The organism is Serratia sp. root2, assembly GCF_031931805.1.
In the GTDB taxonomy this organism is placed as follows: Bacteria; Pseudomonadota; Gammaproteobacteria; order Enterobacterales; family Enterobacteriaceae; genus Serratia; species Serratia inhibens.
The window spans coordinates 2,417,368-2,443,165 of sequence record NZ_JAUJXB010000001.1 but is presented as its reverse complement, the minus strand read 5'-3'; the positions used below and the strand labels follow the sequence as shown (position 1 = coordinate 2,443,165).

Below are 25,798 nucleotides of genomic sequence, written 5' to 3'. Positions count from 1 at the left end.
AGATAAGGAGTCAGTATGGATTTAACGCAAAAAGCCCGAAGGTTCGCTACGGCGGCACACGAGAGCTGCAAGCAGAAGCGCAAGTTTACCGGCGAACCTTACATCGTTCACCCCACCGCGGTGGTGGCGCTGTTGCAGCAGGCGAACCCTACGCCGGAAATGATCGCCGCCGCCTGGCTGCATGATACGGTGGAAGACACCCCGGTGACCCTGGCGGATATCCGCCGCGAGTTCGGCCCCAGGGTCGAAGAATACGTGGAGATGCTGACCGACGTGCAAACTCGCCGTTACGGCGGTGAGCGGTTGCACCGCAAGAATGCCAACCTGCAACACAGTGCGTTGGCCTGCCCGGAAGCGCAAACCATCAAGCTGTGCGATCTGATCGACAACAGCAAAAACATCACCGACTACGAGCTGAGTTTTGCACGCCAGTACCTGGCGGAGATGTCGCGCTTGCTGTGCGTGTTGCAGCAAGGCGACGCCGGGTTGTTGGCTACCGCCCGCAGCCAATGTGACGCCGCCGTCGCGCTGATTAACCGGCGTAGCGGCGACGACAGTTGGTTCAACGCGCTCTGGCAGCAATATGAGGAGCATTTCAGGCTGGCAAAAGGCCCGGCCGAATTTCCCCTTATCAACCGGTACGGCGAAGATAAGTGAGCGGGTTCAGCGAGCGCAGGTGCATTTGCAACACCACGCCGCGGCGGAAGACGTAGTTGAGCAGGGTCAGCGACAGCAGTTCGGTCAGCAGGGTGCTGTAGGCGGCGCCCATGATGCCGTACTGGCGGATCAGGCAATAAGAAAGCGGGATATTGATGATAAACACCAGGAACATTTTCTTCGACAGGAAGCCGTAGCCCGAGAACAGCACAATGTATTTATAGGCCAGGGTGCCGAGTGCCGAAAGCAGCGTGGCTACCGCCAGCACCCCCATGGGCGGATAGGCCGCCAGATATTGCTCCCCGTACAGCAGCACGATCACCGGTTTGCCGAGCAAAACGATGCCCGCCACGATTGCGGCGGCGATCGCCAGCACCAGCCCATTCAGTTTGGCGGCGGCGCGCACCGCATCGTCACGGCGGTAAGCGAATATTTTGGCGAAAAATGAGGATATCACTGCGTTGGTGACGAACATCCAGGCGGTGGCCAGCGTGATGGCGACGGAATAAATGCCCAGCGCCTCGGCGGAGACGAACCACATCAGGAACAACTGCGCCAGCCGGGTGTAAATGGCGATGGAGACGTTGGAGACCGCCAGCGGCAGCCCGCTGGCGAGCAGATAGCGCACATACTTGCGTCGAACGCGGGCGGGGGCGGTAAAGCGCGGGTGGCGGCGATGATAAAGGTGGTGGCGGATCAGATAAGGGATCAGATAAACCATCACGATAGGGATCGCCAGGAAATACAGATGCAGATCAAAATAAACGATCAGGTAACGCGCCAGCAGGGCGCTGCCCAAGCCGGCAACGTTGGCCAGCGTATTGAAGCGCGACTCCAGCCGGGCGTCGTGGTAAATGGTGAACACGTCCCTGAGCGAGAAAAAGCCGGCGACAAAGGTGGCGGCGCAAAAGTAGAAGGTAATGAAGTCGTCCCGTAAACCGGTGTAAAGCAGGATGGCGGCGGAAAACAGGATAAAGCAGCCCTGGCGCAGGCGGTTGGTGGAAAACATCAATGCGGTGCCGGAGCGCGGGTTGCGGCTAATGCGTTTGAATAGCACGGTGTCGGAGCCCAGCAACGCCAGCGTTTGGGTAATGGCGAAAATGGCGGTAGCGAAGGTGATCTTGCCGAAACTTTCCGGGCCAATATATTTCGCCATATAGGCGGTGATAAAAATGACGCCCAGAATAGAGACCATTTTTTCAGATATCATCCAAAATGCGTTTTTCACTATATTGATATCTATGAATTTTAATTGCATCAGCGATTTTCCCTGTCGCATGCCATAATAAGAATCATCCGATTATTCCCATACCACTTGTAAGGATGGGGCCGCTGGGTTTTATAATTAAGCGGTAATAATCGAAATGCTAAAAGCATTTCTTCGTATGCTATCTTCATGGAAGAAACAGAAAAATGAGAAAACTCGCAAAACGGATCTATCGGGCCGCGCCCGATGCTATCTATTATCAAATTAGCCATTATCTTGCTCATGGCTCTTGGGTTAACTTCAAAAACCCCAAGACATTTTCCGAGAAAATTTATCAACGTATGCGCTATCCACAGCGTGATTTCAGCCTGTTGGCGGATAAGGTGGCGGTACGGGAGTATATTTCACAGCGGGTATCGGAAAATTACCTAACGCCAGTCATCATGATCACTGATGATTTTACCGAGCAGGACTACCTTTCCCTGCCACAATCCTTTGTAATCAAAACCAATAATGCGTCTCAGCAGGTGAAAATAGTCAAAGATAAAAGTCAGATCAGCTATCAGGATATTGTGAATATTCTTAAAGGATGGTCTGAAATAACCTATTGGAAAAGATTTCGTGAAAAACATTACGCCACTATTCCACAGAAAATCATTGTCGAAAAATTACTGGATATCGAGTGCTGCGGGGAATTGATCGATTATAAAGTGCATGTTTTTAATGGCAATCAATCTTATCTGTTCGTTGAATTACTGCGCGGCGGGCCTGAACCCACTTCGCTGGAATTTTTGGAAGAGCATGTTCACCCCTGCTTTTTTATTCAAAAAGATATTCCGCAGATCAACACGTTGCATGAGAAACCGGCTTTTTGGGATGAAATGATTCAGGCAGCGAAAGCCGTCGCGGCGGATCTCGACTATTGCCGCGTCGATTTCTATCGCACCCCCGAGCGGCTCTACATTGGTGAACTGACGCTCACCCCCGGTGCCGGGAATGAGGTTTTTCTGCCGCGTGCGACCAACCTGCTGCTGGGCGAGATGATGTCCAGGGCCGGTAGCCGCTGCGGCGGTTAGAACGATAGTCCGCCGGGATTCGGCGGTGCGAGATTTTGCAGCCAGGCCAAAAACTCCGCCGCTTTGGGCTTGTCCAGCGTGCGCTGCGGATAGACCACGTAGTAAGGCTTGCTGAGAGGCAGCACCGTTTCTGCCAGCGGCACCAGCGTGCCGTTAGCCAGTTCGCGCTGGATCAAGCTTTGTTGGCCGAGCAAAATGCCGTGGCCTGCTACCGCCGCATCAATCGCCAGCGAGGTCAGGTTATAGGTCAGGCCCCGTCGCTGCGGTGGCGGTAGCCCGGCGGCGGTGAACCACTCATGCCAGCCTGGCAGGAACTGGCTCTCTTTGCCCCAATCGACATGAATCAGCGGTTGCCGGGTCCAGTCGCCTGCGGCCTGCCGTTGCGGGCTGCACACCGGCTGCACGCCATCCTGAAACAGCCGCACTTTTTCCAGCAGCGGATAGTCTTGATCGCCAAAGCACAATGCAAAGTCCGCCGCCGAGGCGGCGAAATCTACCGCGGCATGGGTGGCGTGCAGGCGGATATCCACCTGCGGATGGCGTGCCAGCCAATCGCCAATCGCCGGGTTCAGCCATTTTGACGCCAGTGCCGGCAGCGCAAAGATCGTCAGGGCTTCCTGGCCCCGTTGGCGATCGACATGCTGTTGCGCCACGCGCAGCGTCTCGAACGCTTCCTGCACATAGGCCAGATAATCCGCACCCTGTTCGGTTAGCGTCACGCCGCTTTTGGCGCGGATAAACAGCTGAATGCCCAGATGCTGTTCAAGCTGGCGGATTTGCTGGCTGACGGCGGCGGCGGTCAGCGCCAGGCTGTCAGCCGCTCTGGTCAGGCTGCCGGTACGGGCGGCGGTTTCAAACGCCAAAATGGCGCTCAGTTTGGGCAGGCGGCTGCGGGAAGGTGCGTTCATGGCGGCTATCGTTAAGAATGGGTTACTTCATCCTTAACGCATTTTTGTTATTACGGCAATGCGACATTCGCTACAGTGGGGTATCCGGCCGCCAAGCCTTCAGGAGCTTCTCATGCAGCAACTCGCTCATATCGTTGATTTATCCGCCAACCCGATTGGCGACGCCGGCTTTCAGGCCCGCTGCAAAGCGACGCTGGACACGGCGGGTGTGCTGGTGCTGCGGGGCTTTCTGACCGCCGCCGCGCTGGCGACCGTCCGTCTCGAAGGGGCGGAGCACAGCCCAGCGGCGTTTTATGCCGCCAGCAAGCATAACGTATACCTGAAACCGCAGGACGAAAGCCTGCCTGCCGACCATGCGCGCAACCGGCAGGTGGTGTCGTCCAAGGGCTGCATTACCGACGAGGATATCCCGGCGCAGTCGCCGCTGCGTACGCTGTATGATGCCCAGCCTTTCCGCGATTTCCTCTGTGCGGTACTGGAAGAGCAGCAGCTCTATCCCTACGCCGATCGGCTGTCGTCGATCAACCTGCATTATGCGCATCGCGGGCAGGAACTGGGCTGGCATTTTGATAACTCCTCATTCGCCATCACGCTCCTGATCCAAAAACCGCAGGCCGGCGGCCGGTTTGAGTATGTGGAAAACCTGCGCGATGCCGATCGCGGCGAGATGAATTACGCGGGAGTAACCCAGGTGCTGGACGGTGAGCGTGCGGTGAAGACGCTGGCGATGGAGGAGGGGGATTTGGTGCTGTTTCGCGGGCGCAATGCCATGCACCGGGTTACGCCGACCGAAGGCGACATCACCCGCATGCTGGTGGTGCTGGCCTATAACGCCCAGCCGGATATCGCGCTGTCGGAGAGCGCCCGCATGACATTTTACGGCCGGCTGTAACGGATAAAAAAACTGCCCCGGTGGGGGCAGTTGAGAGACTCAGTGGTGGGCTTCTTCGTGCGCCTGTTGTTCCAGCTTCACTTCCTGCGCGCGCTTGCGCAGGCCGAACCAGCCCAGCACCAGCAGCACGACCAGCACCGGAATGGTGGCGATGGTCCAGGTGCCGTTCGGGTAATCGAACGCCATCATCACCACGACCGCCAGCAGGAACGCCAGCGTCAACCAGGAGGTGACCGGCGCGCCGGGCATTTTGAAGGTGACCGGTTTGGCGCGGCCTTCCCGCACGGCCTTGCGCAGGCGCATCTGGCAGACGATGATAAATGCCCAGGAGCTGATAATGCCCAGTGAGGCGATGTTCAGCACGATCTCAAACACCTGCGATGGCACCAGGTAGTTCAACAAGACGCCGAGAACATAGATGCCGCAGGTCACCAGAATACCGGCATAGGGGACTTGCTGGCTGCTCATCTTGGACATGAACTTCGGCGCGGAACCGCCCATCGACAGCGAACGCAGAATGCGGCCGGTGGAGTACAGACCGGAGTTCAGGCTCGAAAGCGCGGCGGTCAGCACCACGATGTTCATGATGGTGCCGATATAGGGCACGCCCAGTTTGCTGAAGAAGGTAACGAACGGGCTTTGGCCGGCCTGATAGGCATTCCAGGGCAGCAGCAGCACCAGCAACACCACGGAACCGACGTAGAACAGGCCGATACGCCAGATCACGCTGTTGATCGCTTTCGGCAGCATTTTTGCCGGATCTTTGCATTCGCCGGCGGCGGTGCCGATCAGCTCAATGCCGGCGAAGGCGAAGATCACCCCTTGCACCAGCACCAGCGCAGGCAGCAAGCCGTGCGGGAACATGCCGCCGTTTTCGGTGATCAGGTGCAGGCCGGTAGTGTTACCCGCCACCGGCGTGCCCGTACCCAGGAACACCACGCCGACCACCAGGAAAATGGCAATGGCAGCCACTTTAATCAGCGCGAACCAAAACTCCATTTCGGCGAACCACTTCACGCCGATCATGTTCATGGTGGCGACCACCCCAAGGGCGCAGAGTGCGAACAGCCATTGCGGCACGTCGGCGAAAGTGCCCCAGTAGTGCATGTACAGCGCGACCGCAGTGATGTCGACGATACCGGTCATCGCCCAGTTGAGGAAATACATCCAGCCGGCGACATAAGAGGCTTTTTCGCCGAGAAACTCGCGGGCATAAGAAACAAAGCTGCCGCTGGAAGGGCGGTGCAACACCAACTCGCCCAGTGCGCGGAGAATGAAGAAAGAGAAAATCCCGCACACCAGATAGACCAAAGCCAGCGCCGGGCCGGCCATTTCCAGCCGGCCGCCGGTGCCGAGGAACAAGCCGGTGCCAATGGAACCGCCGATGGCGATCATCTGTATCTGGCGGTTGCCCATGCTTTTGTGATAACCGGATTCATGTGAGTCTAACCAACGTCTTCTGGCGGCGTGTTTGTCATGATCGGTTTTTTTATGTGATTGCATCATCCGTCCTGTTTACCTGTCTATAGGGTTACCCAGCTCTCGGACGAGAGCAAACGATTGCTATTGCCAATCGTTATGAGAATGAGGTCGTGGCATCATTCTGTTGTTTTATACCCGTCGTCTTTCAAGCTGCAGCGTTGTTGGCTCCCCAGTTACTTACCGGAGTAAGCGCCTGGGGATAAGCGAGCTGGCCGCCTAGCTGCAACTTGAAACCCAAAGGGTATATTATATGTACAGCCATCATTAAATAACGGCGAGGCATGCTACCTTTTCTCCGTAAATGTGGCAAAAAATCCTGCGTATAAATCGTGATAAATTGTGTTTATTTTTTATTCCATATAGAAAAGAACATATTATTCAATATGATGTGTAATTTTATCAACACGGAAATATCGAGGAATAAAAAGTGACGAAAATCACAAAATATTAATTACCGTGCAAATTGCAGGGGGTTTTGCTTATTTTTCGAGGCGTGAAAAAAGGGGAGAAATAAGATTTTTGTGGCCTGCGGCGATTATAGCCCGCAGGCGAGGGGATTAACGGCGATTTTTTAGGCAGATTCCCCGGCCGGCAAAGCCGAGGCAGGCAGACCGAAAATCAGGTCGAACGCCCAGTTAAACACGAAGGTGTAGCACGGGATAATGACGATCAGCGCCATATCCAGCAGCAGCGCTTCCAGCAGTGAAATCCCCATCCACCAGGCGATCAGCGGGATCAGGTACACCACCAGCGTCAGTTGAAACCCCACGGCGTGCACAATACGGCGCTTTAGCGTGCGGGTGCGTGACGTCTGGCGACTTTCCCACCGCTCAAACAGCGAGTTGTAGATGAAGTTCCAGCTTACGGCGATGGTGGTAATGATCACCGCCAGCGGCCCGGTGCTGCTGGGCGCGCTGCCGGAAAGCAGCGCCAGCCCCAAAGCGGAGATCGCCATGCCGATAATTTCATAGGCGGTGACATACACCAGTTTGCGTTTAACGCCTTGCATCATGTTCTCCTGCATTATTTTTTTGTGGTTTCTTGGCTCGTGGCGGCTAAGATAACGTCAATCACATTGATAGAAAAAGTCAGGAGCTGTCAGTTTTACTGACAGGTAACGCAATGAACTTTTCCAGCGATAACATTGAGCTGTTTCTGGCGGTATTGGATCGGGGTTCGTTCTCTGCCGCCGCCCGTTCGCTGCGGCGTGTGCCTTCGGCGGTCAGTATGGGGATCGCCAACATGGAGGCGGAACTGGGCTTCCCGCTGTTTGACCGGTCGCACCGCGAACCGGTGCCGACCGCGCTGGCACTGGCGCTGGCGCCGCATGCGCGGCTGATTGCCGACCAACTTAAACAATTGCAAAACCACGCCATCGAGCTGTCGCAGGGGCTGGAGAGTACGCTGTCGATAGGCGTTGCTTCGGATATCAACGGCAGCGGCCTGCTGGCGGCGATCAAAACGCTGGCGGAGCGTTATCCGTTGCTGAACATCGAAGTGCTGACCGCCCCGCAAGATGATGTGCTGCATATGCTGCATCAGGGCAGGGTTGGCGTTTGCCTGGCGTTTGGCGGGCTTAACGTCAACAGCCAGGAGCAGTTCCATTTTGTGGGAGCGGAATCGCTGGTCGCCACGCTATCGCCACATCACCCGGCGCTAAAAGGAGCGGCGGACGAGCTGTTTTTCGAGGACCTGGTCAACGTGCGGCAGATTATGGTGGCCAGCCGCGATCTGCCCATCGTCGATCTGCGGCCGCGGGTAGCGGAATCTTACTGGCGCACCGACAGCCTGCCGATGGCGCTGAACATGGTTGAGGCCGGATTGGGCTGGGGCAATTTCCCGCTGTCGCTGACTGCGCCGCTGTTGGCTCAGGGGAGGTTAATCCGGCTGAAATTCAAAAATACCAAAAACGAGCTGCGGTTGCCGATACACCTGGTTTGGCTGAAGAATGCGCCGCTGGACAAGGCCGCGCGCGAGCTGGTAGCGCTGATGTGCGATGCGGTTGAGGTTGAATGATCTCCCGTATTCATTGCTTTTATTTTCGTCGCTGCGCTACTTTGAGCAATGGATCGTTAAGGGAGTACCGCGAGCATGATGAGTGAAACGGCATTATCGGTATTGAGCATTACCGGGGCGATAACGCTCGGGGCGATGAGCCCGGGGCAAAGTTTTATTTTGGTGGCGCGCACCGCGGTTGCTTCTTCGCGCCGCGATGGCATGGCGGTGGCGTTAGGCATGGGCGTCGGTTGTTTTATCTTTGCCTTGATCGCGCTACTGGGATTGCAGTCGCTGCTGCTGGCACTGCCGTGGTTGTACACCACACTGAAGGTCCTGGGCGGCGCTTACCTTATCTATTTGGCGTTTAACATGCTGCGTGGGGCAAATCGGCCGCTGAATGTGGAAGCAGTCGGCGAGCGGCATCTGGGGTTTCGCAAGGCGTTCACCACGGGTTTGCTGACTCAACTCGGCAACCCGAACACCGCTATTGTGTTCGGTAGCGTGTTCGCCGCGCTGCTCAGCCATAAAATTTCACCGCTGATGTACGTGGTGTTGCCGGTGATTGCCTTGACGGTCGACGTACTCTGGTACGCCTTTGTGGCGTTTGTGCTGTCATCGCCGCGCCCGCGCCGTACTTACCTGCGCTTTAAAGCCTGGTTTGATCGGCTGGGCGGCGGCGTGCTGGCCTTGCTCGGTCTGAAGCTGATGCTCAATAAATAGCGCTTAGTCAGCGCGGCGGCGCCGCCACCAGAAGCGCAATAGCAGGATGGCGGCGATCACCAGCGCGCAGAACAGCAGGCTGGTCAGCCTTTTGTCGAAGCCGGAGATAAAGCGGGCGATGGCTTCACCGCCGAAATAACCCAGCAGCACGAAAATCGTCGCCCACAGAATGGCACCCAGAATGTTCAGCGGCACAAAGCGTGAGGGCGGCAACTTGCTGGCGCCGATCAGCACCGGGCCGATAATGCGAAAGCCGTACATAAAGCGCACGCCGATCACGAACAGCATCGGGTGGCGGGCAATCAGCTTGTTGGCGCGCTCGATGCGCTTTTCCTGGCTTTTCATCCGTGAAATCACCTTCCCGCCGAAGCGGCGGCCCAGAAAGAACAGCAACTGATCCCCCAGCGTGCCACCCAGCGCCACCACCGCAATCACCCAGGGCAGATGCAACAGCCCCTGATGCGCGGCAATGCCGCCCAGCAACGTGATGGTTTCCCCCTCGGCCAGGCAGCCGATAAACAGCGCCCAGTAGCCGTAATCCGTAATGTAGTGGGCTAAATCCGCCATTCTGATCCCCTATGTCTTTAACACATAAGGTTAAGTATACGCCCAGCTCGTCAGCGGCGGGCGGCTATCTGCGCGACCAGCGCCCGGCGTTGTTGCAGGCTGTCCGCCATTTTTTCCTCTACTCGCGCCAGAATCCCCGCAGGTGCCAGCTCAGGTGTTCCCCCCAGGAAAGGCGGTGCCGGGGCATACTCCAGATACAGCTGGATCATTTGCGCGGTTTCTTCGTCGTGCAGCTCGGCTATCAGTGCCAGAGCGAAGTCGATGCCTGCGGTCACGCCGCCACCGGTGATCACGTTGCCGTCGCGCTCCACCCGCGCACGGCTGGGGATAGCGCCGAACAGCGCCAGGCTTTCACGCATCGACCAATGGCAGGCAGCGCGCTTGCCTTGCAACAGCCCGGCGGCGGCCAGGATCAGCGAACCGGTGCAGACCGAGGTCAGATAGCGGGCGTCGGTCCCCAGACGGCGGATCTGCCGCATGAAGTTTTCATCCAGCAGCGCCTGGGTGCAGCCACTGCCGCCCGGCACGCACAGGACATCGCAGTGCGTGACGTCCTCCAGCCTTTGCAGCCGGGAGAAATGCAGCCCCTCAGAACTGACGTCCGCACCGCCGATCGAAGCGACGATAATTTCAGCATCGGGCATACGCCGCAGAAATTGCAGCGGGCCGGTGAAATCCAACTGGGTAACGCCCTGATAGATCGGAAAAACTATCACTAATGGTGCAGACATGATATTCGCCTCAGTTTTGTCCTCTGTTCTGGGTAATAATAGCTGTCCTGTTTTTGGCTGGTATGCCATATAACCCTCAAAAAACGCCATAATGAAAAACATCGGCTTTGTGATCTTCCCCGATTTTAACCTGCTGGATTTTGCGGGGCCGCTGGCGGCTTTCGATCAGGCCGAGCAGTTTACCGATGCCCCGGCATACCGTTGTTTGCCGGTGTCGCAGGCAGGTGGAATGGTGATCGGCTCGTCCGGCGTGGCGGTGATGACCCAGCCATTGGATGACAGTCGTTTTGATACCTTGCTGATTGCCGGTGGCCGCGGCAACGTGGCGGCGGCGGAGTCCCCGGCGTTGATCGCGATGTTGCAGCAACAGAGCCGGCAGGTGCGGCGCATGGCCAGCGTGTGCACCGGGGCATTTATCCTGGCGGCCGCCGGGTTGCTGGACGGCAAGCGCGCGACTACCCATTGGTTCCACGCCGCGCGGTTGCAGCAGCGTTATCCGAGCATTCGCGTCGACAGCAATCGCATTTTTATTCGCGACGGTGCCCTCTGGACCTCGGCCGGCATCAGCGCAGGCATCGATCTGGCGCTGGCGATGATTGAAGAGGACCTCGGCGCAGAGGTGGCGGCCAACGTGGCGCGGCAACTGGTGGTATATCACCGCCGTCCTGGCGGGCAGTCGCAGTATTCACTGCTGCTGGCGCTAAATCCTTCTTCAGACCGGATCCGCAGCGCACTTTCTTACGCCCGTGAGCATCTGCATCAGCCGCTCAGGGTGACGGATCTGGCCGATGCCGCTTGCCTGAGCGAACGCCAGTTCGGCAGGTTGTTTCGCGCGGAAACCGGTCAGACGCCGGCCAAGGTGATTGAGCAACTGCGGGTGGAAGCGGCGCGGGGCCGGATTGAAGAGAGCGGGGAAGGGCTGGAGGCTATCGCCCGTGCCGTCGGTTTTAGCGATCCGGAGCGTATGCGGCGGGCATTTATACGCGTCTTCGGTTTGTCGCCGCAGGCGATGCGGCGGCTGAGCCGCGCCGGTTAATTCATTAAGCTATGCCCCCAGTGGCGTGGCGCAGTAAAAAGGAGCAACAGATGTATCAGGATTTTGAAAGCGAACTGGATTGGGCGATGCGCCATATGCCGCGCACCCGTGCGGCGGTTGCGGCGCTGCCCGATTTGAACGGCGTGCGGTTGGCATGCAACATGCACCTGGATCTGAAAATGGCACCGCTGGTGGCGGGGTTGCTGGACAAGGGCGCGGCGGTTTATCTGACCACCTGCAACCCGACCACGGTGCAGGATGACGTGGTCGCCTGGCTGGAGCGTCGCGGCGCACAGGCTCACGCCTGGCGTGACATGAGCGATGCGGACTGGTCGGCATCCTTCGATCGCGCGTTGGCCTGGGAACCGACCCACCTGTGTGAAATGGGCGCGGATCTGACTACCCGCTTGCACCAGTCGGCCGAAGGCCCGCAGATTATCGCCGGCCTGGAAGCGACCGGTTCCGGCATCAGCCGGCTGAACGGCATGGCACCGCGCTACCCGATCTTCAATTGGGACGATCTGCCGGTGAAAGAAGGGCTGCACAACCGTCATATGGTCGGCCTCACCGCCTGGCACACTTTCTTCCAGACCACGCATCTGACGCTGCATGAAAAATGCGTGTTGGTGATTGGTTATGGCCTGGTCGGACAGGGCGTTGCGGCGGCGGCGAAAGCCTACGGCGGGCAGGTGATCGTGGCGGAAATCGATCCGGCGCGGGCATTGCAGGCGCGTTACGACGGTTGGGCAGTGGTCGATCTGGCCACTGCGGTTGCCCAGGCGGATGTGATCGCCACGGCGACCGGGGCGAAAAACGTGCTGTCGGCGCAGCATCTGCAACAGGTGAAGGACGGGGTGTTTATTCTTAACGTCGGCCACGTGGCGGCCGAAATTGACGTCGGCTTCCTGAAGAATCTGCCGCACAGCGAACCTATGCCGTTTGTGAACGCTTACCAATTGGGCGATAAAAAGATCTATTTGCTGGCCAACGGGTCGATGTTCAACCTGACGGCGGGCTACGGCGACAGCCTGAACGCCTTCGATGTGACGCTGGCTGTGATGGCGGCGGGCATCGGCCATATCGTCGGTGACGGCGCCCGCCATGCGGCCGGTTTGTATCTGTTGCCGCAGTCGGCGTGGCAACCGGCACTGTAACTTTTCCATCGCGGGCGCTCACCCCAGAGCGCTCGCGGTTTGCGCAATTTTCTGTCCGACAGAATTTGTCACAAATGGGGGCGCATAATCCCAGTGCCAACTTGAGATCCCTCACATATAATTCTGCCAAATAAGACCTTCATCTTCTCCAGTGACAGAGTAATGCATGTGAAAATACGTGTTTTGGTACTAACCCTGCTCGCTTTGCAGGCGGGAGCAGGCATCGCGCCGCGCGCGCTGGCCAGCGAAAATAACGCCGCCGCCCATGCCGCCCAGCCTGAACTGGCTTCCGGCAGTGCGATGGTGGTGGATATGCAGACCCACAAAGTGATGTATGCGCGCAATCCGGATGAAGTGGTGCCGATCGCCTCCATCACCAAGCTGATGACCGCCATGGTGACGCTGGATGCCCATCTGCCGCTGGATGAAATGCTGTCGGTGGACATTCATCAGACGCCAGAAATGAAGGGCGTTTATTCCCGCGTGCGCCTGAACAGCGAAATCACCCGCAAAGACATGCTGCTGCTGGCGCTGATGTCGTCGGAAAACCGCGCCGCCGCCAGCCTGGCGCATCACTATCCGGGCGGTTACGGTGCCTTTATCAAGGCGATGAACGCCAAGGCGAGATCGCTCGGCATGACCAATACCCGTTATGTGGAGCCGACCGGGCTGTCGATTCATAACGTTTCGACCGCGCGTGATCTGACCAAGCTGCTGATCGCCACCAAACAATATCCGCTGATTGGCCAGCTCAGCACCACCACCGAGCGTATGGCGAGTTTCAAGGATCCCAACTATACGCTGCCGTTCCGCAACACCAACCATTTGGTGTACAACCCGAAATGGAACATCCAGCTGACCAAAACCGGCTTCACTAACGAAGCGGGGCATTGCCTGGCGATGCGCACCATGATCGGCAGCCGCTCGGTATCGCTGGTGGTGCTCGACGCGTTCGGCAAGTACACCCACTTTGCCGACGCCAACCGCCTGCGCAGCTGGATTGAAACCGGCAAGGTGACGCCGATCCCGGCCGCTGCCCGCGACTATCGCCGCCAAAAAGACGCCCGTCTGGCGAAGAACGAAACCGAATAACCTCGGCCTGGCCTGCGATTTCCACCGCAGGCCGCTATCGGCCCTCAGGGCGCCGGATGACAAAACCCCGTTCCCTGTCGCCGTCGAACCCGGCGCGCAGATACAATTGGTGCGCCCCGGTGCGCTGCTGACCGGAAAGCAGCATCACTTTGTAGCACCCTTTACGCCACGCCAGTTGCAAGGTGTATTCCAGCATCGCCAGGGCAATGCCTTGCCCGCGATACGGCGGTGCCGTGACCACGTGCTCAATGATACCGAACGGCTGAGCCTGATGAACCAATCCCGGCACCATCGCCAGCATGCAGGTCGCCACCGGCTGTTCACCGTCGGCGGTGACCACCAGACGAATCGCCGGGTTGTCCAGCAAACGTTGCAAAGTGCGCTGGGCGCTCTCCGGGCGCAGCGGCGGATCCTGCGGGCGTAATTCCTGATACAGCGCCTGAAGGCCGGCCAGATCGTTCAACTGTGCCAGGCGATAGGTGATTGCCATCTTTCCTCCTTTTTGGCGGCGGTTTATTCATCCGCTATCATCAATCCATACACTATCGCATGCGGGAGAGGGATCCTATGAGCCAGGTTGCAACCTTTATCATGTTTCAGGGCGACGCCCGGCAGGCTATCGATCTTTACAGCGGGTTGTTCGACAGTTTCAAGGTTCAACAGCTGCTGCATTATGACGAGACACCCGACGGGCAGCGGCGAATCAAACACGCCTCGATAGACTTTGACCGACAGAATCTGGTGTTTATCGACAGTCCGGTCAGCCATGATTTCAGCTTTACCCCGGCGGTATCTCTCCACGTTAATTTGGCGACCGAAGCCGAACTTGAACGGATTTTCGCCCGCCTGGCGGATGGCGGTGAAGTGCTGATGCCGCTCGATGACTACGGCTTCAGCGCACGTTTCGGTTGGCTGAATGACCGTTTTGGACTCTCCTGGCAGTTGAACGTGCCGGCCACCTAACCGCGCCATCCTCCTATACACATTCAGGGCCGTTTACCGCTATGCTAAACGGGCAAGGGTTCAATGAAATTCGATAAGGATGACCATTTTGGCTGGAAGTAGCTTACTGACTTTAATCGACGACATCGCTTCGCTGCTGGACGACGTCTCGCTGATGACAAAAATGGCGGCGAAAAAGACCGCCGGGGTACTGGGGGACGATCTGGCGCTGAATGCGCAACAGGTTAGCGGAGTAAAGGCCGATCGCGAACTGCCGGTGGTATGGGGCGTAGCCAAAGGTTCGTTTATCAACAAGCTGATTCTGGTGCCGCTGGCGCTGCTGATCAGCGCATTCGCCCCCTGGGCGATCACACCGCTGCTGATGGTGGGCGGCGCCTACCTGTGTTACGAAGGCTTTGAAAAAGTGTTCCACAGCCTGACCCACGGCAAGCAAGGCGAGGAGAAAAAAGAAGAACTGGACGCCAATGAAGACGTGGCGGCCTACGAGCAGCGCAAGGTGAAAGGGGCGATCCGCACCGATTTCGTGCTGTCCGCCGAGATTATCGCCATCACTCTGGGCACCGTGGCCGGCGCGAGCTTCAGCCAGCAGGTGATTGTGCTGAGCGGTATCGCTATTGTGATGACGATCGGCGTTTATGGCATTGTGGCAGGCATCGTCAAGCTCGACGATCTGGGGTTATACCTGAGCCGAAAAACCAGCGCGTTGGCGCGTTCGATCGGCAATGGCATTGTCAGTACCGCGCCTTATCTGATGAAAACCCTGTCGATCGTCGGTACTGTCGCCATGTTTATGGTCGGCGGCGGCATTCTGACCCACGGCCTGCCTCCGGTGCATCATTTGTTCGAAGACTGGGCGTCGTACGCGACCGTAGTACCGACCTTCGGCCATATTCTGCAGGGAGCGATCCCCGCTTTGCTCAACGTGGTGTTCGGCCTGATTGCCGGCGGTGCGGTGCTGTTGGTGGTGTCGGCTCTGGGTGCCATTCGCGGCCGCTTCAAAGCCTGATGCGATCCCGCGCCGGATGGCGCGGGCAAGTTTTAGAAGATCAGCTTGAAGACGCCGGTAATGGTGAGCAGGCCAACGATAAAGATAATGGCGATAATCCACAGAATAATTTTCATTTATCTCTCCCAAGGGGTTATAAGGGGACGTGAGCTCTCGCTAACCTAATGAAATCATTATTTACTGTAGCTGATATTTTGCAAATTGCCCGCCGCATTGACGATTAAGGCGGCGTGGCATCGCCTTCGCCCAGTGCGCGCTGCATGATGTGGGTATCGCGCCAGTCACCAAATTTAAACCCTACCGCGTTCAATGTCCCCACGCTGGTAAAGCCCAATTTCTGATGCAAGGCCAGCGAGCCCCGATTGTCTTCGGCATTGCCGACGATCGCCAGCATCTGCCGCCAGGGGCCGCGTTCGCAACGGGCGATCAGTTCGGCCAGCAGCGCTTTGCCGATGCCATTACCCTGAAGGCCTTCGGCGATGTACACCGAGTCTTCTACGGTAAACCGGTAGGCCGGGCGCGGCCGATAAGGCGTGGCGTAACAGTAGCCCACTACGCGGTCCTCCCGTTTGGCGACCAGCCAGGGCAGCCCGGCCTCCTGTACCTTGTTGCACCGTTGCTGCATTTCTTCCCGCGTGGGCGGCGTTTCTTCAAAGGATGCCGCGCCGTAAAGCACGTGGTAGGCGTAGATCTGTTGTACGGCGGCCAGGTCATCCGGCGTGGCGTCGGTGATGATCAACGGGGTGGAGAGGGACATAAGGGTTCTCTGTTTACCTTGAGAAATCAGAAGATAAGCGCATTATGCTCCCCGTTCGACGCCAAGGTAAATTGGGCTTTTTTATGCCGGTGATAAAAAAAACCTATAGTTGCCTGGCGGCCCGGTGCCGTGGCCCCAGGCGTTTTACTGCGCCGGAGGCCAGCAGCACGCCGAGGATAACCCAGGCGGCTCCGGCCAATTGCCAAACGTTGGGGGCGGTACCGGAGAGGGTTGCCACCAGCATGGTAAACACCGGTGCCAGATTGAAGAAAATGGCGGTGCGCATCGAACCGATTTTTTCCAGCCCGTTGAACCACAGCAAATAGGCCAGCAGCGATCCGCACAGCGCCAGATAAACCACCGTCGCATGCACGCTGAGGCTGGCTGACGCCAGACTTTGCAGCGGGTTTTCGAAGATAAATCCCAGCGGCAGCAGGGCCAGCGTGCCGAACAGCATCGAATAACTGGTGGTTTCGATGGCGGTGGCGTTATGCACCAGCCGCCGGGTACCGACCATATTCAGCGCCCAGACCAGGCTGCCGAGCAGGATAATGCCGTCGCCGGGGTTGACTTCCAACCGCAACAGCGTTTGCAGGCTGCCTTTGGTGAGCACCAGCGTTACGCCGATAAAACCCGCCAACAGGCCGGCGGCGCGTGACCTACTCAGTTTTTCATTCTCCCAAAATACCCCGAACAGCATTGTCCACAGCGGCGTGGTGGCGAGGATCAGCGCACCGTTGATCGGCGTGGTGGACTGCAGGCCGAAAAAGGTGCACAGGTTAAACAGCGTAAAGCCGAGCACGCCCAGCCCAAGGTAGGCCGGCCAGTTGTTCCTCAGCGTACTGAAGCGTAACTGCCCGCGCAGACCGAAGAGCAGCAACAGCGCCAGCGTCGCCAGGCTGAAGCGCTCAATCGACGCGGTGATCGGCGGCTGATGGGCGATGATATAGGCACCGGCATTGAAGTTGGTGCCCCAGAAAAAGGTGGCGATAATCACCCCCAGATAGGCCAGCGGCAGCGAAGTTTTCATGGTGGTTTCCTGTGGTGTGGAATAAACAAAAACAGTTTGCGCCACGGATTATTGCGGTAAAATCCCCTATATGTTCACTTGCGATGTGAGAAAACACCCATGTTCAATTGGGAAGATTTGCACTACTTCATGGTGTTTGCGCGCGAGAAGTCATTGTCAGGCGCTGCCCGCAGTTTGCAGGTCGATCACGCCACCGTCGCCCGGCGTATCGCCAGCCTGGAAGCATCGCTGGCGTTAAAGCTGGTGGATCGCCGCCCGCGCAGCTACCTGCTCACCGCCGACGGGCAACGCATCGCGGCGCAAGGGGACAGCATGACGCTCAACGCCTTCGCCGTCAGCCGCGCCGCCCTCAGTGGGCGACAGGGCATTGCGGGTGAGGTGACGCTGAGCGTGCCGCCGGTGATGGGGCTGAAACTGATCGCGCCGCGTATTGCCGAGTTGCAGCGCCGTTATCCGGATTTGCGACTGGTTTTGCTGGCCGATACCGCCAACGTATCGCTGCTGCGCGGCGAGGCGGATATTGCCATTCGGCTCAGCCGCGTCACTGAAAGCGAACTGGTGGCGAGAAAAATTGGCACCGTCGAGTTCGGGCTTTACGCCAACGCCGGTTATCTGCGAAACACGCCGGAGGCGGAGCGGGGGTTTATCGGCTATCACGATGAGCGGGCCGCTTCGGCGCAGCAAAAATGGTTGCTGGAGCAGGCCGGGCCTCGACCGCTGGTGATGCGCAGCAACGACCTGATGATTCAGGCTGCCGCCGCTGCGGCCGGCGCGGGCATTGCGCTGCTGCCACATTTTGTCGCGCAGGAGTTGGGGCTTGAACGCCTGACGCCGCCGCTTGGGCTGCGGCGCGAAGTCTGGCTAACGGTGCATGACGATATTCGCCATGCACCGGGCATCGTCGCCGTGACGGCGTTTTTACTGGAATGCTACGCGGGCGTTGCGGGGATCACCCGGCTGGTGGATAACCTTACCTAGCCACGCATCAGGTGCGCCACTGCCTGTTGCAAATAGCTCAGCAGCGCCGGGGTCAACCAGGTACCTTCGGTCAGCGTCGGCTCTTGTTCCATTGCCCGGCGGATTTTCATCTGAGTCGCCGGGTCAGTGCCGGCATAAGACTGGAACAGCGCCAGCCATTGGGCCGCCAGTTGCTTCGCCTGAACGGATTCCGGCGGCACGCCGTCTCTTAGCGCCTGATGGAACAGGGCGATCAGCGCCGGCCATTCGTGCAGGCGGGTAAAGTAGTGTTGGCGCACGTAGACGTATTCTTCCTCCGACAGATATTTCTGATAAATACTCAGCTTGGTTTCGGCAAAGGCACGGGTGACATAGTCGGTCATGGCCGGGGTGATGCCGGTTTGTTCGCGCATTGAGGGTTCATCGGCATGCATGGCGTTAAGCCGGGTAAGAAACGCCGGGTTATGCGCGGTGTCGCGTTCCAGCATCTGCATCCAGCGCCGCGCCAGAGCCTGTGCCTGCGGCGCTTGCGCTTCGACGCCGCTATCGATCAATTGGCGCATGCTGTCGACCAGTTCGGCCCATTCCTGATTGCGCGCCCGGTCGGCCTGATAGAAAGGTAACTGCGCCAGTTCGTCTGCGGTAAAGTATTTGTCGTACATGGTCATTAACTCCAACGTAGTCAGCCAGTCGTTCAGTTCCGGTTCGTTCCCGGCGGTGAGCTGGGCATGCATATGCTGCAAACGGTCACGCAGCGCGACAGTCTGCGCCAACTGCCGATCCAGCATGGTTATTTGCTGCTCAATCACCCCGGTTAACGCCATGCCTGAACGTGCCAGAAGTGCCCCGATCTCCGCAAGCTGGACCCCCATTCGGCGCAATGCCTGAATATGGTGCAAGCGGGTGATATCAGCCCGGTCGTATAAACGATACCCGGCGTCGGAACGCGCAGAAGGGATCAGCAAACCAATGCTGTCGTAATAATGCAGCGTTCTGACGGTAATGCCGGAACGGCGGGCCAGTTCGCCCACTTTTAATAACATGCTGTGCTCCTCCCAAGTGCGTGCAGGCATACTAAAGCCTGACGTGATGTGAGGGTCAATAGCGCGGAAGGGGATATTTTCAGGAAAGTTGCGAGTGCCGCGGAAGGCACCCGCAATTGGGCGTCATGAGGGGTTACCAGCCTTTTACCGCACCGCCGTTAAAAATTTTCTCGGCGGCTTTGGCCACTTCATCCGACTCGTAGGCCTTGACGAAGTTTTGCACGTTCAGCGCGTCTTTGTTGTCTTCGCGCGTCACTATGATGTTGGTGTACGGCGAATCCTTGTCTTCGATAAAGATGCCGTCTTTGGTTGGCGTCAGCCCGGTCTGGTTGATGTAGGTGGTGCTGATGATGGCGACGGTGACTTTAGGGTCATCCAGTACCTGCGGCAATTGAGCGCCTTCGATCTCCATAATTTTGTAATTATGCGGGTTGGCGCTGATATCCAGCGAAGTCGGCAGCAGCCCTTTGCCCGGTTTCAGCGTAATCAGGCCGGTTTTCTCCAGCAGCAGCAACGCGCGGCCGAGGTTGGTCGGATCCAACGGAATAGCGATAACGGCACCGTCCTGCAACTCTTTCAGCGATTTGATTTTTTTCGAATAGCCGGCCATCGGGAACACGAAGGTATTGCCCACCGCCACCAGCTTGTAGCCGTGATCTTTGTTTTGCTGTTCGAGGAACGGCCGGTGCTGGAACACGTTGGCATCCAGTTCGCCTTTATCGGTGGCGTCGTTCGGCAGCAGTGAACCGCTGAAACCGACCAGTTCAACCTCCAGGCCGTATTTCTCTTTCGCTACCTGTTTGGCGACCTCCGCCACGTCCTGCTCCGCGCCGTTGATAACCCCGACCTTGATAAGGTTCTGGTCTACCGGCCGATCGCAGCCCTGCAGCGCAAGCGTGGCGGCAAACCCCGCCATCAAGGCGGTAAAACGCCAGGTTTTTGACATCGAGTTCTCCCTGAAAAAAACAGTAAAATCAGTTGGTTTTGTGCTGTTAGCTAAGCCTGAAGCCACGGGGAAGTCAAACGCTTGCTCAGCACAAAGGGTTATAGGTAATAACAGGGAGTTGTATAGAGGCCATGGCTTTCAGATTGCATCCTGAAAGCCATAGGGACTGGAGGGGCGGTTATTTGGCGCGCAGCACGACGATGCCCGGCGTGTTGATCACGTAATCCATAAAGGGCGAGTCCACTACCTTCATGTTTTCCTTGCGCGAAGAGGCATTGCGCAACATCGGGCCGTTTTCGGTCATGATAAAGATGCCGGTGTGAGTGACGTCCAGCCCGGCAAGATGGGTGTAGATACCGATGTAATCGCCAGTGCGCAACTGGGCCATCACCTTGTCGTCGATAACATCGCTGGGCAGATAAGTGATGCTGCGCTGAACGTTTTTCAGGCCAGGCAGATAGCTGCCGCCGTCGGCTTTTTGGTTCAGATTTTTTATCAGCGTCACCGCGTGCGGGCTGAGTTGAGCGGTAATGTCGGTAACGTTTGTTTTAGCGACCTGCGCCCAGTCGATGAAGAAGTGTTTGCGCTGCTGGAAGCTGATGTCGCTATGGGCGTAGCGTGTCTGGATCAGGCGTTGAACGAATTCAGCCTGGTTATGCGATTTACTGAGTGCATCGACGTAGTCGATATAGGTAAAGCAATCCAGGCCACGGAAGTCGATCACCAGCTTTTCCGGTGTGCTCTGCGAGCCTATCAGCCTGTTGGCAACGTAAGGCGTACCCAGAAATTGCTGAGAGATCAGATTGATAGTTTGGCCATTATCCTGCCCGGCTGGCCAGGTGGCGCGTTTGGCGAGGATGTCGTTGAGCTTGCTTGACGTCTCGTCGTCCAGGTTTATCGGGGCCACCGCAGGAGGCGTGACCGCGGCGCCGGGTTTATTTATTGGCGTCTGATGATTTTTGTCTGCGCATCCGCTCATCGCTATAACTAACATCAATGAAACAACCTTGTACATTTAACCCTCCAATGGTTTTAGTCCGTGATCATATAAATGATAACAGTTCTCACCATAAGACGGGTGGTTAATAAATAAACAGAGTCTAAACGCCGGCCAATAATCAGTAACCGATTTCGTTATTAAACGGCAGATACCAAAATAATGCGATTTCATGATCGGCAATATCCGGCTGAGCGCGATACAGCAGGTGATCGATACCGCCGAGAATAAAACCGAAGCGCTGATAACAGCGGCAGGCGATCAGATTATTGTTTTGCGTTTCCAGCATCAACCCCGGGGTTTCCTGTTGCTGTGCCCAGCGGCGTGCGGCATTCAGCAGCGCGGTGGCAACACCCAGGCGGCGCACATGGGCGCTGACGACAATTTCTTCAATCAGCGCATAGCCGTTCCAGTTTCTGCTCAGCGTGATATGGCCGACGGCTTCCCCTCGGTGGCGTGCCAAAAAGGTTTCGCTTTCCTCATTGATGAAGGGGGCCAGCGGATAGTGCTTGCGAAACGGCGTGACCGGCCGCAGGGGCCAACTGTCGACCGGGGCATCGAAAACCGGTTGGGCGTAGTGGGCGACCGGGAAACTGAAATCGCAGTTTTCCAGATACCCGTCGGGCAACTGAGCGACGGGGGCGATATGGATAGCCTGGCTCATGGGGCCAGCTCTCTCAGCAGACGCGCCGGATTGCCTGCGTAGATCCCTTTACGGGTGATGTCTTTGGTGACTACCGATCCGGCGCCGATCACCGCACCGCTGCAGATGTTCACCGCCAGCACGGTAGCGCCGGAGCCTATGGCAACCCGATCGCCAATCTGCGTACGGCCCCAACTGGCGCTATCGGCGTTGGGGGCGCCATCTTTAAACAGATCGTTGGCGAAGGTCACGTTATGGCCGACAAAGCAGTCTTCCCCGAGGGTGACATATTCGCAGATAAAGCTGTGCGACTGGATTTTGCTGCGGGCACCAATGCTGACGTTTTTTTGGATCTCGACAAAGGGCCCTACAAAGACGTCGTCGCCGAGTCGGCAACCGTACAGGTTGCTGGGTTCGATCACGGTGACGTTGCGCCCGGCATCAACGTCGACAATTCCCGCCTGGCGGATGTTTATGGCAGGTGACATGGCATTCCTCACGGCCTTGCTCGATGGAGAAATTATAAAACAAACCGCCGCCGCGTCTGTGCTTTCCCGACGTTTTTTCAGCGAAAGACTATAATTAGTACAGGGGGAGAGAGCCCCGTGGCCGCAATCCTCGTACGGTCAACAATCCGTCAGAGGGAAATTCGTTCGCCGATCGCGACCTACGGCGATGGAGGAGGTGTCTCATGGTTAATCATGTTTGGGGACTTTTGGCGCATCCAAGCACCGAGTTCGAACACATTAAAAGCGAGAACGAAAGCGTCTCGCACCTTTACACCCATCACGTGCTGCTGCTGGCGGCGATCCCTGTGGTCTGCGCCTTTATCGGCACCACCCAGTTGGGCTGGCTCTCCGGCGAAGGGCATGCGATCCGGCTCGATATGTTTACCGCATTTTATACCGCAGTGGCGTTTTACCTATTGATGCTGGCGGGTGTGGCTATCATGGGTAAAGTGATCCACTGGATGGCGCGGCGTTATGAAGCACGCCCGAGTTTGCACCGCTGCATGGTGTTTGCCGGCTATGTCGCCACCCCGATGTTCCTGAGCGGTATAGTCGCGCTCTATCCCGTCGTGTGGCTATGTCTGTTTGTCGGCGTGATTGGCCTGTGTTATTCGGGCTATCTGCTGAATCTGGGTATTCCTCATTTCCTGAATATCGACAGTAAAGAAGGCTTTATTTTTTCCAGCTCCACTTTTGCCATCGGCATCCTGCTGCTTGAGTTTTTGCTCGGGGTAACGGTGCTGCTGTGGGGGTATGGTTCCTGGTTATTCTGAAAAATCTGTTTTGATATTGCCCCTCATGCCACCCGGCATGAGGGGCTTTTGCGTTTTACGGTTTACGGAACACCAGCATTACGCCGAGTACGATAGCCGCCATACCCAGCATACTCATTGCCGCCAGTGCATGGCCGAGCAACAGGTAGTCCAACAGGGCGGTGACCGCCGGGATCAGGTAAAACAGGCTGGTGACCTGCACCAGATTGCCGCGTTGGATCAGCCGGTACAGCAAGAAGGTGGCCAGCACTGAGATTACCACCGCCATCCACAGCAGCGGCACGATAAGCGCCATGCTCCACGCGATCCGCAACGGTTCGAACGGCAATACCAGCGTACACATCAGCAACCCGACGGCGTACTGCAGCGGCAACACCGCCAGCGGCGGCTGACTCATGCCTTTTTGCAGCAGTGTACCGGCGGTCATGCAGCCCAGCGCGACAAAGGCGCACAACATGCCGGGCAAGGAGAAATGGGCGATCGCCAGGCTTTGGTACACCACCAGCGTCAGCCCGGCCATTGCCAGCAACAAGCCGAGGCCGCGCAGCCCGGCACAGCGGCGTTCGGTAATGAACTGGGTGAGTATCGGCTGTACGCCGAGCAGCGTCGCCAGCACGCCGGGCGTGATGCCCTGTTCCAGCGCCAGCAGATAAGCAATCTGGTAACTGCCAATCATCAGCAACCCGATCAGCGCTACGCGCCATCGGGTGCCGCGAGCGGGCAGACATTGCCGTTGCCACAAACCTATTGCCAGCAGCAGCGCCAGAGCGATGGTGCAGCGGAAGAACAGGAAGGCGAAGGCGGAGGCGTGCTCCAGCCCCCAGCGGGAGAAAATTGCGCCGCTGCTCCAAAGCAGGACGAACAGCGTAGCCAGGCCGGCATTGGCCCATTGAGTGATAAATCGCATTCGGTTTCACCTGTCGTGAAAATGACAATCTCCAGCGCGCGGCGGTCTACGCCTGAGCGCAAATAAAGAAAGCTGGAGGTAAAATTCGGTTTGGCTTAGCGCACAACCACAGAGCGTGGCGGGTAAGCGGCAACCGCAGTGACGACAGAGAAAACGGCAGGAGGGGCGGAAGATGCGCACAGCTGAACGACGGCCGGAAGCGGCGTGTTCGTTGGGTCTGTGGTGTGCGCAAACTGAGCCATTGATATTCCTGAAAAGCAGGGAGTGATTAACGGATCAAAGATAGTGAAGTTAGGCGGGAGGCGCAACATAAACTTAACGTCTCCCGCCGAGGTTTTTTCGGTTTAGCCTTTGCTCACCACCACCAGTTTCTGGTTCACGAACTCTTTGATCCCCAGATCCGACAGTTCACGGCCGAAGCCGGAACGCTTCACGCCGCCAAAAGGCAACTCGGGTGCGGTGTCGGTCAAGGAGTTGATATACACCATGCCGGTTTCGATGCGCGAAGCCAGCTTTTTGGCGCGTTCGATATCCGTGCTGAAAATAGCGCCACCGAGGCCGTAATGAGAGTCATTGGCCAGTTTGACGATCTCGTCGTCATCCTTGACCACATAGATCTGCGCCACCGGGCCGAAAAACTCTTCGAAGTACGCCGGGTTGTCACGGCCGATGTGGGTCAGTATCGTCGGCTCGAAGAAGTTGCCGTCATGCGGTATCGGCTTGCCGCCGTAATGCAGTTTGGCGCCGTTTTTCACCGCGGCGTCGACCTGTTTGGCCAGGCCCTCCAGCGCTTCGCGGGAAGACAGCGGCCCCAACGTGGTGGTTTCATCCAGAGGATCGCCGATTTTCACCGCGCGGAAATGCTCGGTAAAGGCTTGCAGGAAGGGTTCCGCCACTTTTTCTTGCACGATAAAACGTTTGGCTGCGGTACAAACCTGGCCGGCATTGCTTAGTCGCGCCTGCGCGCCGATCTTGGCGGCTCTGGCGAGATCGCTGTCGTCCAGAACCACGAAGACGTCGTTGCCGCCCAGTTCCAGCGTAGATTTCTTCAGTGCCTTCGCCGCCTGCGCGGCCACTATGCTGCCGGCTTTTTCCGAGCCGGTCAGCGCCACGCCCTGCACCCGGTCGTCGGCGATGACGTTCGCCACCTGTTGTTGCGAAATATACAGATTGGTATAGGCGCCTTGCGGTGCGCCGGCTTCGGCGACCAATTGTTCAAAGGCCTGCGCGCAGTGCGGCACGATGCCGGCATGCTTCACCAGCACCGGATTGCCGGCGGCCAGATTGGGGGCCAGCACGCGCATCAACTGGTAGAACGGGAAGTTCCACGGCTCTACCGCCATCAGCACGCCGATCGGATGATGCTCCACCCAGGCTTCGCCCAGGCTGGATTCGTAGCGCACCGGCGCGAGAAATTTTTTGGCGTTATCGGCATAGTAGCGGGCGATCTGGGCACAGAGTTTCACTTCGCCGCGGCTTTGCGCGATCAACTTGCCCATTTCCTGGCTGGCGATTCTCGCCAGTTCCTCAACCCGGTTCTCCATCAGGTCCGCCAGTTTGTGCAGCACCGGCAGCCGCTGGTCGATATCGCCCTTGGCCCAGCCGGAGTGATACAGCGCATCAGCCTTTGCCAATGCCTGCTCTACCTGCTGGTCAGTATGCGGTGTGTACTCTTTGATCAGTTGGTTGTTAAAAGGGTTTACCGTTTGGTATGGCATGAAGAGTTCCTCTCGTCGCGGATGGTGAC

General features: G+C 57.6%; 29 protein-coding genes. 12 read left to right on the top strand and 17 right to left on the bottom strand.

Annotation, left to right across the window (positions count from 1 at the left end):
• Positions 1-15 precede the first annotated feature (15 nt).
• Complete coding sequence (locus QZQ97_RS11275) at positions 16-657, top strand: HD domain-containing protein (RefSeq protein WP_311993517.1); 642 nt, start codon at positions 16-18, stop codon at positions 655-657.
• Here the strand turns inward: QZQ97_RS11275 and QZQ97_RS11270 are convergent.
• Positions 632-1,915 (bottom strand): oligosaccharide flippase family protein, encoded by a 1,284-nt coding sequence (locus QZQ97_RS11270; protein ID WP_311993516.1) that lies wholly within the window; start codon positions 1,913-1,915, stop codon positions 632-634. The two genes, QZQ97_RS11275 and QZQ97_RS11270, sit on opposite strands and share 26 nt — an antisense overlap.
• A gap of 155 nt (positions 1,916-2,070) precedes the next feature.
• On the opposite strand from QZQ97_RS11270, the gene QZQ97_RS11265 reads away from it, so the two are divergent.
• Positions 2,071-2,940 carry an ATP-grasp fold amidoligase family protein gene (locus QZQ97_RS11265; RefSeq protein ID WP_311993515.1) on the top strand — a complete coding sequence of 290 codons (870 nt, stop codon included), beginning with the start codon at positions 2,071-2,073 and terminating at the stop codon, positions 2,938-2,940.
• On the opposite strand, the gene QZQ97_RS11260 is transcribed toward QZQ97_RS11265, so the two are convergent.
• The gene (locus QZQ97_RS11260) at positions 2,937-3,848 is read right to left on the bottom strand and encodes a LysR substrate-binding domain-containing protein (protein WP_311993514.1); all 912 of its coding nucleotides are present in this window, start codon (positions 3,846-3,848) and stop codon (positions 2,937-2,939) included. The genes QZQ97_RS11265 and QZQ97_RS11260 overlap by 4 nt on opposite strands.
• Before the next feature lie 112 nt (positions 3,849-3,960).
• On the opposite strand from QZQ97_RS11260, the gene QZQ97_RS11255 reads away from it, so the two are divergent.
• Positions 3,961-4,740 carry a HalD/BesD family halogenase gene (locus QZQ97_RS11255; protein ID WP_311993512.1) on the top strand — a complete coding sequence of 260 codons (780 nt, stop codon included), beginning with the start codon at positions 3,961-3,963 and terminating at the stop codon, positions 4,738-4,740.
• Between the two features lie 39 nt (positions 4,741-4,779).
• On the opposite strand, the gene ansP is transcribed toward QZQ97_RS11255, so the two are convergent.
• Both ansP and QZQ97_RS11245 read right to left on the bottom strand, forming a co-directional pair.
• On the bottom strand, positions 4,780-6,243 hold the full coding sequence (gene ansP / locus QZQ97_RS11250; protein ID WP_311993918.1) for an L-asparagine permease: 1,464 nt from the start codon (positions 6,241-6,243) through the stop codon (positions 4,780-4,782).
• Positions 6,244-6,793: 550 nt separating this feature from the next.
• Positions 6,794-7,231: a PACE efflux transporter gene (locus QZQ97_RS11245; protein WP_311993917.1), complete on the bottom strand. Its 438-nt coding sequence runs from the start codon at positions 7,229-7,231 to the stop codon at positions 6,794-6,796.
• Positions 7,232-7,344: 113 nt separating this feature from the next.
• Here QZQ97_RS11245 and QZQ97_RS11240 point away from each other — a divergent pair, with 113 nt between their 5' ends.
• Both QZQ97_RS11240 and QZQ97_RS11235 read left to right on the top strand, forming a co-directional pair.
• Complete coding sequence (locus QZQ97_RS11240; RefSeq protein WP_311993511.1) at positions 7,345-8,238, top strand: LysR family transcriptional regulator; 894 nt, start codon at positions 7,345-7,347, stop codon at positions 8,236-8,238.
• A 78-nt stretch (positions 8,239-8,316) separates the two neighbouring features.
• Positions 8,317-8,940, top strand: a complete 624-nt coding sequence (locus QZQ97_RS11235) for a LysE family translocator (protein WP_311993916.1) — start codon at positions 8,317-8,319, stop codon at positions 8,938-8,940.
• 3 nt (positions 8,941-8,943) lie between these two features.
• On the opposite strand, the gene QZQ97_RS11230 is transcribed toward QZQ97_RS11235, so the two are convergent.
• Together QZQ97_RS11230 and QZQ97_RS11225 are read right to left on the bottom strand one after the other, a co-directional pair.
• The gene (locus tag QZQ97_RS11230) at positions 8,944-9,507 is read right to left on the bottom strand and encodes a DedA family protein (protein ID WP_311993510.1); all 564 of its coding nucleotides are present in this window, start codon (positions 9,505-9,507) and stop codon (positions 8,944-8,946) included.
• A gap of 50 nt (positions 9,508-9,557) precedes the next feature.
• Positions 9,558-10,238, bottom strand: a complete 681-nt coding sequence (locus QZQ97_RS11225) for a DJ-1/PfpI family protein (protein WP_311993509.1) — start codon at positions 10,236-10,238, stop codon at positions 9,558-9,560.
• A 91-nt stretch (positions 10,239-10,329) separates the two neighbouring features.
• Between QZQ97_RS11225 and QZQ97_RS11220 the strand changes: the two genes are divergently transcribed.
• The 3 genes from QZQ97_RS11220 to pbpG all read left to right on the top strand — a co-directional run bounded on the left by QZQ97_RS11220 (position 10,330) and on the right by pbpG (position 13,520).
• On the top strand, positions 10,330-11,274 hold the full coding sequence (locus tag QZQ97_RS11220; protein ID WP_311993508.1) for a GlxA family transcriptional regulator: 945 nt from the start codon (positions 10,330-10,332) through the stop codon (positions 11,272-11,274).
• 50 nt (positions 11,275-11,324) lie between these two features.
• Positions 11,325-12,428 carry an adenosylhomocysteinase gene (locus QZQ97_RS11215; RefSeq protein ID WP_311993507.1) on the top strand — a complete coding sequence of 368 codons (1,104 nt, stop codon included), beginning with the start codon at positions 11,325-11,327 and terminating at the stop codon, positions 12,426-12,428.
• Between the two features lie 162 nt (positions 12,429-12,590).
• Positions 12,591-13,520 (top strand): D-alanyl-D-alanine endopeptidase, encoded by a 930-nt coding sequence (gene pbpG / locus QZQ97_RS11210; protein WP_311993506.1) that lies wholly within the window; start codon positions 12,591-12,593, stop codon positions 13,518-13,520.
• Between the two features lie 34 nt (positions 13,521-13,554).
• Here the strand turns inward: pbpG and QZQ97_RS11205 are convergent, their stop codons facing one another.
• On the bottom strand, positions 13,555-14,010 hold the full coding sequence (locus QZQ97_RS11205) for a GNAT family N-acetyltransferase (RefSeq protein ID WP_311993505.1): 456 nt from the start codon (positions 14,008-14,010) through the stop codon (positions 13,555-13,557).
• A 77-nt stretch (positions 14,011-14,087) separates the two neighbouring features.
• On the opposite strand from QZQ97_RS11205, the gene QZQ97_RS11200 reads away from it, so the two are divergent.
• Positions 14,088-14,483, top strand: a complete 396-nt coding sequence (locus tag QZQ97_RS11200) for a VOC family protein (protein WP_311993504.1) — start codon at positions 14,088-14,090, stop codon at positions 14,481-14,483.
• Between the two features lie 88 nt (positions 14,484-14,571).
• Positions 14,572-15,489 (top strand): DUF808 domain-containing protein, encoded by a 918-nt coding sequence (locus QZQ97_RS11195; RefSeq protein ID WP_311993503.1) that lies wholly within the window; start codon positions 14,572-14,574, stop codon positions 15,487-15,489.
• A gap of 32 nt (positions 15,490-15,521) precedes the next feature.
• On the opposite strand, the gene QZQ97_RS24545 is transcribed toward QZQ97_RS11195, so the two are convergent.
• The 3 genes from QZQ97_RS24545 to QZQ97_RS11185 form a co-directional block, all read right to left on the bottom strand.
• Positions 15,522-15,605, bottom strand: a complete 84-nt coding sequence (locus tag QZQ97_RS24545) for a membrane protein (protein ID WP_017346848.1) — start codon at positions 15,603-15,605, stop codon at positions 15,522-15,524.
• 104 nt (positions 15,606-15,709) lie between these two features.
• Entirely contained in the window at positions 15,710-16,246 is a 537-nt protein-coding gene (locus tag QZQ97_RS11190) for a GNAT family N-acetyltransferase (protein WP_311993502.1), read from the bottom strand.
• A gap of 103 nt (positions 16,247-16,349) precedes the next feature.
• A complete protein-coding gene (locus QZQ97_RS11185) occupies positions 16,350-17,276 on the bottom strand; it encodes a DMT family transporter (protein WP_311993501.1) in 927 nt (308 codons plus the stop codon).
• A 99-nt stretch (positions 17,277-17,375) separates the two neighbouring features.
• Between QZQ97_RS11185 and QZQ97_RS11180 the strand changes: the two genes are divergently transcribed.
• Positions 17,376-18,254, top strand: coding sequence for a LysR family transcriptional regulator (locus QZQ97_RS11180; protein ID WP_311993500.1), 879 nt, complete (start codon positions 17,376-17,378; stop codon positions 18,252-18,254).
• Here QZQ97_RS11180 and QZQ97_RS11175 read toward each other — a convergent pair.
• From QZQ97_RS11175 to QZQ97_RS11155, 5 genes are all read right to left on the bottom strand, one after another.
• Positions 18,251-19,276 carry a MerR family transcriptional regulator gene (locus QZQ97_RS11175; RefSeq protein ID WP_311993499.1) on the bottom strand — a complete coding sequence of 342 codons (1,026 nt, stop codon included), beginning with the start codon at positions 19,274-19,276 and terminating at the stop codon, positions 18,251-18,253. The two genes, QZQ97_RS11180 and QZQ97_RS11175, sit on opposite strands and share 4 nt — an antisense overlap.
• A 133-nt stretch (positions 19,277-19,409) precedes the next feature.
• Positions 19,410-20,222, bottom strand: a complete 813-nt coding sequence (locus QZQ97_RS11170) for a MetQ/NlpA family lipoprotein (protein ID WP_311993498.1) — start codon at positions 20,220-20,222, stop codon at positions 19,410-19,412.
• Positions 20,223-20,400: 178 nt separating this feature from the next.
• Entirely contained in the window at positions 20,401-21,237 is an 837-nt protein-coding gene (locus QZQ97_RS11165; RefSeq protein ID WP_311993497.1) for a DUF1460 domain-containing protein, read from the bottom strand.
• A 103-nt stretch (positions 21,238-21,340) separates the two neighbouring features.
• Positions 21,341-21,883 carry a GNAT family N-acetyltransferase gene (locus tag QZQ97_RS11160; protein WP_311993496.1) on the bottom strand — a complete coding sequence of 181 codons (543 nt, stop codon included), beginning with the start codon at positions 21,881-21,883 and terminating at the stop codon, positions 21,341-21,343.
• Positions 21,880-22,350, bottom strand: a complete 471-nt coding sequence (locus tag QZQ97_RS11155; RefSeq protein ID WP_311993495.1) for an acyltransferase — start codon at positions 22,348-22,350, stop codon at positions 21,880-21,882. The genes QZQ97_RS11160 and QZQ97_RS11155 overlap by 4 nt, the downstream gene beginning before the upstream one ends.
• 203 nt (positions 22,351-22,553) lie before the next feature.
• Here QZQ97_RS11155 and QZQ97_RS11150 point away from each other — a divergent pair, with 203 nt between their 5' ends.
• Positions 22,554-23,144, top strand: a complete 591-nt coding sequence (locus QZQ97_RS11150) for a Yip1 family protein (protein WP_004941995.1) — start codon at positions 22,554-22,556, stop codon at positions 23,142-23,144.
• Positions 23,145-23,199: 55 nt separating this feature from the next.
• On the opposite strand, the gene QZQ97_RS11145 is transcribed toward QZQ97_RS11150, so the two are convergent.
• Together QZQ97_RS11145 and QZQ97_RS11140 are read right to left on the bottom strand one after the other, a co-directional pair.
• Positions 23,200-24,051: a DMT family transporter gene (locus tag QZQ97_RS11145; RefSeq protein ID WP_311993494.1), complete on the bottom strand. Its 852-nt coding sequence runs from the start codon at positions 24,049-24,051 to the stop codon at positions 23,200-23,202.
• A gap of 344 nt (positions 24,052-24,395) precedes the next feature.
• Positions 24,396-25,769, bottom strand: a complete 1,374-nt coding sequence (locus tag QZQ97_RS11140; RefSeq protein WP_311993493.1) for an NAD-dependent succinate-semialdehyde dehydrogenase — start codon at positions 25,767-25,769, stop codon at positions 24,396-24,398.
• Positions 25,770-25,798 lie beyond the last annotated feature (29 nt).